General features: G+C 72.4%; 6 protein-coding genes, 1 tRNA gene and 1 pseudogene. 6 read left to right on the top strand and 2 right to left on the bottom strand.

The genetic code is table 11. The features are described 5' to 3' along the window. Window positions 1–3: 3 nt before the first annotated feature. Window positions 4–354 carry a pentapeptide repeat-containing protein gene (locus ADL15_RS57035; protein WP_067687914.1) on the top strand — a complete coding sequence of 117 codons (351 nt, stop codon included), beginning with the start codon at window positions 4–6 and terminating at the stop codon, window positions 352–354. Window positions 355–1,952: 1,598 nt separating this feature from the next. Here the strand turns inward: ADL15_RS57035 and ADL15_RS57030 are convergent. Continuing rightward, window positions 1,953–2,171 (bottom strand): annotated as a pseudogene (locus ADL15_RS57030) (tetratricopeptide repeat protein); the annotation flags it as partial. A gap of 269 nt (window positions 2,172–2,440) precedes the next feature. Between ADL15_RS57030 and ADL15_RS10900 the strand changes: the two are divergent. Further along, a tRNA-Leu gene (locus ADL15_RS10900) sits at window positions 2,441–2,525 on the top strand. A gap of 17 nt (window positions 2,526–2,542) precedes the next feature. Here the strand turns inward: ADL15_RS10900 and ADL15_RS10895 are convergent. Next, window positions 2,543–4,156, bottom strand: a complete 1,614-nt coding sequence (locus ADL15_RS10895; RefSeq protein WP_083971125.1) for a recombinase family protein — start codon at window positions 4,154–4,156, stop codon at window positions 2,543–2,545. A 552-nt stretch (window positions 4,157–4,708) separates the two neighbouring features. On the opposite strand from ADL15_RS10895, the gene ADL15_RS10890 reads away from it, so the two are divergent. The 4 genes from ADL15_RS10890 to ADL15_RS10875 all read left to right on the top strand — a co-directional run. Continuing rightward, window positions 4,709–5,602: an ABC transporter ATP-binding protein gene (locus tag ADL15_RS10890; protein WP_157441294.1), complete on the top strand. Its 894-nt coding sequence runs from the start codon at window positions 4,709–4,711 to the stop codon at window positions 5,600–5,602. Next, on the top strand, window positions 5,599–7,236 hold the full coding sequence (locus ADL15_RS10885; RefSeq protein WP_067687910.1) for an ABC transporter permease: 1,638 nt from the start codon (window positions 5,599–5,601) through the stop codon (window positions 7,234–7,236). Before ADL15_RS10890 ends, ADL15_RS10885 begins: the two co-directional genes overlap by 4 nt. Then, window positions 7,233–7,577, top strand: a complete 345-nt coding sequence (locus ADL15_RS10880) for a hypothetical protein (protein WP_067687908.1) — start codon at window positions 7,233–7,235, stop codon at window positions 7,575–7,577. The genes ADL15_RS10885 and ADL15_RS10880 overlap by 4 nt, the downstream gene beginning before the upstream one ends. A 99-nt stretch (window positions 7,578–7,676) precedes the next feature. Then, a partial coding sequence (locus tag ADL15_RS10875) for a Na+/H+ antiporter NhaA (protein WP_198170712.1) occupies window positions 7,677–8,492 on the top strand: 816 nt, incomplete at its 3' end.

Below are 8,492 nucleotides of genomic sequence, written 5' to 3'. Positions count from 1 at the left end.
CTGGTGGACTGCCTCGAGGTGCTGCTGGGGGCCGGCCAGGTGGTGTCCGGGGTGCGGCTCTCCGGCGTGCGGCTTTCCGGGGTGCGGCTCTCCGGGGTGCGGCTCTCCGGGGTGCGGCTCTCCACGGTGGGGAGCAGGGTGGTGGCTTCGCTGATGGCCGGTGCCGGGGGCGGGGTGGCCTCCGGGGGCGGCGCGCTCTCGGTGGGCTTCGGAGCGCGGTCGGGCGTGGCCGGGGTGGGATCGGTCGGCTTCGCGGCCGGGTCCGGCTCCGTGGAGCGGGGCCGGGCGGTCGGCGTGACCGGTTCTGATCGGGGCTTGGGGGCGGGCTCCTGTCGTACCGGAAAAGCTGTTTGAGCCGCAGCCTGCGCGCCTGCGGTGACCGAATCCGGTCTTGCGTCCGGGCGGACCGCGGGCGTCGGGGTCTCGGCCAGCGGCATGATCACCGGGTCGGGGCGCTGGACCACGACGGCGTCGTCCGAACCGCGGTGATAGACCGCCGGAGCCTCCGGCGCGACGGCGGGCTCAGTGCCACCGGCGCCGAAGAGGGCGGGCTTGAACTCCTGGAGCGGGGTCGCCTGCGGGTCCTTGCCGGTGGCCGGGGCGGGTCCCCACGGGGAATCCGGGCGGAAGGCATCCGGCTTCGTGGGCTCCGGCTTCGCGGGCTCCTGCTTCTCGGGGTCGTCGGCCTGCTCCGGGGCTGCGGGATCCGGGCGGGCCGGGGTGGGCTGAGCCGCTTGCGGGTTGGCCGGGGTTTGCTCTGCGGTAGCGGGCTGGGGCTGGGCGGGCTTCTGGTCCGGGTTCGCCTGCGGCTTCGGTGCGGGCGACGGCTCCGGGGACGTGGGAGCGGTCTGCTGCCGCGCGGGGCGGAGGGAAGGCGGCGGGCGAAGGAGACCGAGCCGGCTGGTCGGAGCGGCGGGCGCAGCCGGGGTGGCAGGTACCGGCGGCGTGGCAGGTACCGGCGGGGCCTCGGGCGTCGGCGCGGCTGCAGGCGTCGTCGGCGCGGCCTGCGGAGGTTGCACGGAATCCGGCTGTCGCTGCGCCGGAATCGCCGGGCGGGGCCGGGGCTCGACAGGCGGTTGCGATGGTGGCGCAGTCGGTTGCGCCTCAGGCCGCTGCGGCTGGGTGGCGGGAGACTGCGGCTGCACTGACGGTTGTTGCGGCCTCAGCAACGGCTGGGGCTGTTGCGGAGCGTTAGGTGTCGTCTGCCGCGGATCGCTCGGTGTCTGCCACGGCGTCTGCTGCGGATCGCCCGGTGTCCGCTGCGGCGTCTGCTGCGGATCGCCCGGTGTCTGCCAGGGCGGCTGCGCATCGCTCGGTGTTGTCTGCCACGGGGGCTGTTGCGGCGCGGCGGGTGGCTGCTGGAGCGCGGTCGACGACTGCGGCGGAACGTTCGGCGTCTGCGGCGGGGCGGCCGGGGGCTGTTGTTGCGGAGTGGCAGGGGGCTGGTCCGAGGGCCAGACCGGGGCCGGGAACTCCTGGAACGCCGGCTGGGGCTGGTCCGACGGCCAGACCGGGGCCGGGTACTCACGGAACGCGGGGTGGGTCTCCTCCGAGGGCCAGACCGGCGCGGAGTACTCGCGGTAGCCGCCCGGCTGGGGAGGGGTGGCCGGCGAGGCCGGGGCAGGGTGCGGCTGCTGCGTGGGGACGGCTGCTCCGCCGTACTGCGGATTTTGTGGTGTCCCGGAGCCGAACTGCGGCATCGACCCGGGTGGGGTCGGCGGCGGGCCCGGGTGCTGCGGCGGGTGGTGCGGCAGGACGGGGGGGCTGCTTTGCGGTGCCTGCCGGGGCGGATCGGGGCGGATCGAGGAACTGGGGTCCTGTCCGAGATAGGTCTGCGCCCGGACGACCGCCCAGTGCGCCGGCCCGAGGATCATCGGTCCGTGCTGGGCGACCCGGCCGAATGCCTTCCGGGCCTCGTGCCGGTTCCCCAACTCCTCCGCGACCACCCCGAGGTCGTAGGAGATCTGCAACAACAGCGGATGGTCGTCGCCGAGGCTGTACTGCCCCGCCGCGTACGCCGTCTCCAACACCCGCCGCGCCGCCGCCGGATCCCCCAGCTGCTGCCGCACCGTCGCCAGCTCCCGCTGCGTCGACAGCACGTCCGGATCACCCTGGCTCAGGGTCGCCTGACCGATTTCTACCGCACGTTCGAAGAGGTCGGCCGCCCCCACCAGATCGCCTGCGGCAATCAGCGAGCGCGCCCGGTCCAGAGCCGGAGTCAAAGGGGAGGGGTGCGACACCCCGCCATGCTGCCCGGTACGCCCCCGAGATACCAGACCGCCTCCCGTTCCGTGCCTATATGCCCTCGATTGTCCGGCCTCCCACCCCTCCTGCAACCCCTCTCGGAGACCGTGTACTGTTCTCTCCTGTGCGGCCGACAAGGCAGCCGAAACCCCCGGAAAACAACGGGGAAACGGGTGCCGCTAAGCTGTATGAGCAAGTCCGGGTGGCGGAATGGCAGACGCGCTAGCTTGAGGTGCTAGTGCCCTTTATCGGGCGTGGGGGTTCAAGTCCCCCTCCGGACACGTTAAACCCCACGGGTTTATTCACGTTTCACGTGAGACCTGGTGGGGTTTTTTGTGTTCCCGTTCCGGCGGACGGGCCGGCCCTTGCGCGACAACAACCACCGGCCCCGCCGGCGACCACCGGCCGCGAACGGCAACGCCAACTGCACTGCCTCCGGTTTCTCCGTCGCAGACGTCACAGCCACGGGCGCAGCGGGAGGTTCCGGCTCCGTATTCGCGACCGGCTCCACCGCGGCGGCTTCAATGCGCAGCGTGCGCGGTCCACACACGATCACCAGATCCCGGGATTTGAGGAAGCTGGCTAGTTCTTCGGTATCGCGCAGCCCGGCGAGTCGGTCGTCGACCGCCAGCAGGCGACCCGCCAGCATCGCCTGCGGCCAGTACACCCACCGCGGCGCCTCGCCCTCGACCGGCTGCGCGCTCGTGTGCCCGTGCCGGCACCGGTATCCCGGTTTGCCGTGCGTCCAATGCGCACCCAGCCGCCGCCCACACACTCCGCAGATCAGCAATCCGGTCAGCGCATACCGGCGAGCCACGCCGTCGTCCGGCACCCCGACCGCGGTGACCTGCTGCACGACCGCGAAGTCCTCGTCACTGACCAGCGCCGGATGCGTCCGCTCGGCCGAGACCACCCACGCGGCACGCTGATTCCACACCCGCACCGGACCCAGGCTCGAGCGCTTATCGCCCGGCACCGCCTCCCGATGATCGGTGAACTGCCGGTTCCACACCTGCCGGCCCGTGTACCGCGGGTTCGCCAGGATCGCCGCGACCGTCCGCAACGTCCACACCGCATGCCGCCGATGCGGGTTCCGTTTCTGGTCGTACACACCAGGCGATGGCACTCGCCGCTCGTTCAGCGCTCGCGCGATCGCCGCTGTGCTCCACCCGTCCAGGCGCCGGGCGAAAATCCACCGCACGTGCGGCGCGGTCACCGGGTCGACATCCAGGCGGTGCCGGCGCCGGCCCCAGGACGCGTGGACCTTGTTCGGATGCGGACCCGCATCAACCAGCTGATAGCCGTAGGGCGGACGGCCGCCGAGATTGCGGCCCTGCTCGCGGACCTGCGCCGCCATCGCCGCACTGGTGCGCGACCGGTTACGTAGCACCTCTCGCTCCGACTGATGGCCCAGCATCAGCAGCAGCGCCCGATGATCCGGCTCGGTGAGATCGACCGGTCCCTCAGCTTCTGGCAGCCACATCTGCACGCCGCAGCTCTGCAGGGTCTCGATCACCGCGCGGGCCGTGCCACCGGCGAACGCCCGCTCGAACTCCCCCACCACCACCGCATCAAACTCACGGTCCGGGCCGGCCGCCGCCTCCAGCAGCGCCGCCGCCTGCGGGCGTTTCCGCCACGGCAGGCTCCGCGACGTACCGGTGTCAAAGAACTCGGCCACTATCTGGCCCCGGCCGGCGATCACCCGATTCGCCGCCTCCAACTGCCAGGCCCGCGACGACACCGGATCCTGATAGCCCTCCGTCGAGATCCGCCCGTAGAACGCGAACCGCAGGCCACCAATGCTCGGGCGCCAGGCCCGTCCCCGTTCCCGCACCGAGGCCGGTCCATCTTTCAGCCAGGCGCCGAAGGCGTCGGTCGATGGGACGCCTTCGGGCGGCGCTTGAGTCGGCATCGGCGATCACCTCATCCAGAGGAGACAGGCCGCTGAATCGTCAGCAGCTCCAACCGACATTCCCCGCTGCGACACCGCCCATTCGGCGGGTGCTGCACCGGTGAGCAGAAGTCACTCGTAAGTAGGAAGGCCGCCGAGGCCAGGCTCCTGAGCTGCGGTGGCCTGCTCCGGCGCTGAGATAGACCAGCATGACCTCCGACCCGGCAGTCGCCCCAGAAGCACGACTGCCTCCACGTGGAAATCCAGAAACCAGCGTGCCGACGGCGAAAGGCACACCGGGCGACAGCGTCCGGGACAGCCAGAACGTAATCGACGCGGCGCGAAGCGCGCCGAAGCGAGGGCCGGGGTAGCCCGTCCGGCGGCGCATCGGCTCGCGGCGCGCCCTCCCCGCGGCAACCCGGGCCGCGGGTGCTGTGGGAGCCGCGTGGTGCACGAGCGGAGTGTTCTGCGGCCGGGGATTCCCGGGTGGTCCGGGCGGGGGTACGGTGAGCCCAGGTGTGCCGGGAAGCCTGGTCGGCGGTCATCGATCCATGTCGACCGAAGGGTGTCCCGATGCCTGCACCGGCGCTGCGAGCTGTCGATCTGACGAAACGGTACGGTCGCCTGACCGCCCTGGACCGCCTAACCCTGGACGTAGAGCCGGGTGAGGTTTTCGGCTTTCTCGGGCCGAACGGGGCCGGCAAGTCCACCACCATTCGCCTGCTGCTGGGCCTGGCCCGGCCCACCGCGGGGCGTGCCGAGGTGTTCGGTGTCGACGCAGCCGACGTCGCACGGGCGCATGGGTCGCTGGCGTACGTTCCGGCCGAGGTGGCGTTGTGGCCGCAATTGACCGGTGCCGAGATCCTGCACCTGCAGGCACGGACCGGCCCCGGCACCGACCTGCCCTACCGCGACGAGCTCGTCGAACGCTTCGACCTGGACCCGTCGAAGCCGGCCGGGACCTATTCGACCGGTAACCGGCAGAAGGTGGCGCTGGTCGCCGCGTTCGCGACCCGGGCGCCGCTGCTGGTGCTCGACGAGCCGACCAGCGGCCTGGACCCGCTGATGGAACGCGAGTTCCGCGCCGCCGTGCACGAGGCCCGCGACCGCGGGCAGGCCGTCTTTCTCAGCTCTCACCAGCTCGCCGAGGTCGAAGCCGTCTGCGAGCGGGTCGGCATCCTGCGCGCGGGACGACTGGCCGAGGTCGCCACCATCGGCCGGCTCCGCGGCCTGCACCGCTCCGAGGTCACCGTCTCCTACACCGGCACCGCCCCGTCGCTGACCGGGATCGACGGCGTCGGGTCGGTCGAGGCCACCGGCGACGGGCAGCTGCGCTTCACCATGACCGGGCCGCCGGCACCCGCATTGCGGGTGCTGGCCGACGCCGGCATCACGGCCCTGTCCGTACGGGAACCGAGTCTTGAAGAGATCTTCCTCGACTACTACGGGACGGCGGCAGCCCGATGAGCACCGACATTCTGCCGGCCCCGGTCACCGCCGGGCTCACTGCCACGGCTGTCCCCGGGCGGGCCGTCAGCCATCTGGCGATCCGGCAGATCCGGCGCGGCGGGCTCATCGTCGCGGTACTGGTCACCGGCATGACCGCCCTGGTCACCGCAACCTACGCCCAGGTGATGGCGGACCCGGCCGCCGCGGGCGGCCTACGGGCGCTCGCCGGGAACCCGGCCATCCGCACGCTGTTCGGCGAGCCGATCGGTCTCGGCACCGCGGGCGGGTTCACGGTGTGGCGGGTCGGCACGGTCACCGCGGTGTTGCTCGGCTGCTGGGCGATTCTCGCGACGACCCGGATCACCCGAGGTGAGGAGGATGCCGGTCGGTGGGATGTCCTGCTCGCCGGGCGCGTCCCGCTGCGCGAAGCCGTCCTGCGGCACGTCGCCGCCGTCATGCTCGTCCCGGCCGCGACCGGCTGCCTGCTGGCCGGGGTGCTGATCGTGTCCGGCACGCCGGCTGCCGGAGCTCTGGTCCACGGCGCCGGCACCGGGCTGCTCGGCATCGTGTTCGTCGCCGTGGCCGCGCTCGCCGCGCAGATCTTTCCGGCCCGGTCACCGGCGACCGGCACCGCCGTCGCCGTGCTCGGCGTGACCCTGCTGATCCGCATGGTCGGCGACGGGGTCACCGCGCTCGGCTGGATCCGCTGGCTGTCGCCGTTCGGGCTGACGGCGTTGAGCGGACCCTACGTACACGATCGGGGTCTTCCGTTGGTGATCCTGCTGATCGCGGCAGCGATGCTCATGGCGGCGGCCGTGGCCGCCACCGGCCGGCGGGACATTCGGGGCGGACTGGTGGCTGCGGCGAGCGGCCGCCGCCCGCGCCGGGGATTGCTCGGCGGCGTGGGGACCTTCGCGATCCGCCGGGTGCTCGGGCCGCTGACCGGCTGGGCCATCGGCATCGGCGCCTACTACCTGCTCATCGGCCTGACCGCGGTGTCGGTCACCGAGTTCCTCACCGACAACCCGGCGATGGCCGGCCAGGCCGCCGCGGCCGGGTTCGACGGGCTCGGCGCCATCGCGGGATTCGCCGCGGTGCTGTTCGCGCTGCTCGCCCTGCCGGCCGGTGGTTTCACCGCCGTCCGGATGACGGCGTTCGTGAGGGCGGAGACCGACCGGCGGCTGACCCTGCTGGCCGCCCAGCCGGTCAGCCGGACCCGGCTCGTCGGCGTGGAGATCGCCGTGACCCTGGCCGCCGCCCTCGTGCTGGTCACCGTGGCCGGCCTGGCCACCTGGTCCGGGGTGCGGCTGATGGGCGGCGACCTCGGGCTCGCCGCGGCCCTGGGCGGCGTGGCGAACACGCTGCCGATCATCGGGCTCAGCCTGGGCGCCGCGACGCTCGCCACCGGCTGGGCGCCACGCTGGGTGGGTGTCGTCGGCGCGGTGCCGGCGACCGGGGGTTTCCTGGTGCTGGTCGTCGCCGAGAGTGTGGCGGCGCCGGGCTGGGTGCGGGATCTGTCGCCGTTCGCCCACCTCGCGGCGGTGCCGTTGACCGGCGTCGACTGGGTTGCCACAACGGTGATGACGGGTCTGGCCGTGATCCTGACCGCGGCCGGGATCACCGGCTATCACCGGCGGGACCTGAGGTCGTGACCAGCTGGAGCTACCTCGTGATCCGCGAGGTGATCGCCGGCGTCAGTGGCGTCACGGTGGCCGCGTTCGCCACGGCCGCGCTGTGCCCGGACGGCGAGCCCGCACCGCGGGCGCTGGTGATGGCGGTCATGTGCGGGCTCCTCACGACGGTGCTGAGCGACTGGCGCGCCATCGGCGTCGTCGTCGCGGCGTGTGTGTTCGTCTACGGATTCGTCCTCACCGCCAGCGTGCCGGCAGCCCAGCATCCGTGGGAGTTCACACCGATCTTCGTGGTGGCGGCGATCCTCGGTGTCGGCAGCCGCCTGCTACGAGCCGCAGATCACCATCCACCTGCGCCGTAGCACCCGGCTGGAACTGCGCGGTGCGGGTAGGGTTGGCCGCGGTGCGCCGGGAAGTCTGGTCGGCAAGTTGCTGAACCGACCCCGAAAGTAGGCTGCCCCGTGAGTGCTGTCCCCCGTGTCCTCGGCCGTGGCTCCTGGGCTGAGGCCCGCCGGATCGCCGACGTGCTGCGCAAGGAGACCATCGGCGGCGCGTTGCTGCTGGTCGGGACCCTGATCGCGCTGATCTGGGCGAATTCGCCGTGGGCGCACCACTACACGGCGATGACCGCGATCACCGTCGGGCCGCACGCCCTGCACCTGGACCTGTCGCTGGCGACGTGGGCCGCCGACGGGCTGCTCGCGATCTTCTTCTTCGTGGCCGGGCTCGAGCTCAAACGCGAATTCGTGGCCGGTGACCTGCGTGACCCACGCCGGGCAGCGGTGCCGGTCGCGGCCGCGCTCGGCGGTGTCCTCGCCCCCGCGCTGATCTACGCCCTGATCAACTGGGGCGGAGCGGTCGAGGGGTGGGCGATCCCGACCGCGACCGACATCGCGTTCGCCCTGGCCGTGCTCGCCGTCGTCGGCCGGAGCCTGCCCACCGCGATGCGCACGTTCCTGCTCACCCTGGCCGTGGTCGACGACCTCCTCGCTATCCTGATCATCGCGGTGTTCTACACCGCACACCTGTCGATCCTGCCGCTGCTGGCCGCGCTGGTGCCGCTGGGGGTGTTCGCGCTGCTGGTGCAGCGCCGCGTCCGGTCGTGGTGGTTGCTGCTGCCGCTCGCGTTCGCGACCTGGGCACTCGTGCACGCCTCCGGGGTGCACGCCACCGTCGCTGGGGTCCTGCTCGGCTTCGCCGTCCCGGTGCTGCGGTCGCCGGGTTCGGGGACGGGACCGGGGTTGGCCGAGCACTTCGAGCACCGGTTCCGGCCGATC

It is taken from the genome of Actinoplanes awajinensis subsp. mycoplanecinus, assembly GCF_001509495.1.
GTDB lineage: Bacteria > Actinomycetota > Actinomycetes > Mycobacteriales > Micromonosporaceae > Actinoplanes > Actinoplanes palleronii.
The sequence above is the reverse complement of the archived record's forward strand: the minus strand, read 5'-3'. Positions and strand labels throughout refer to the sequence as shown.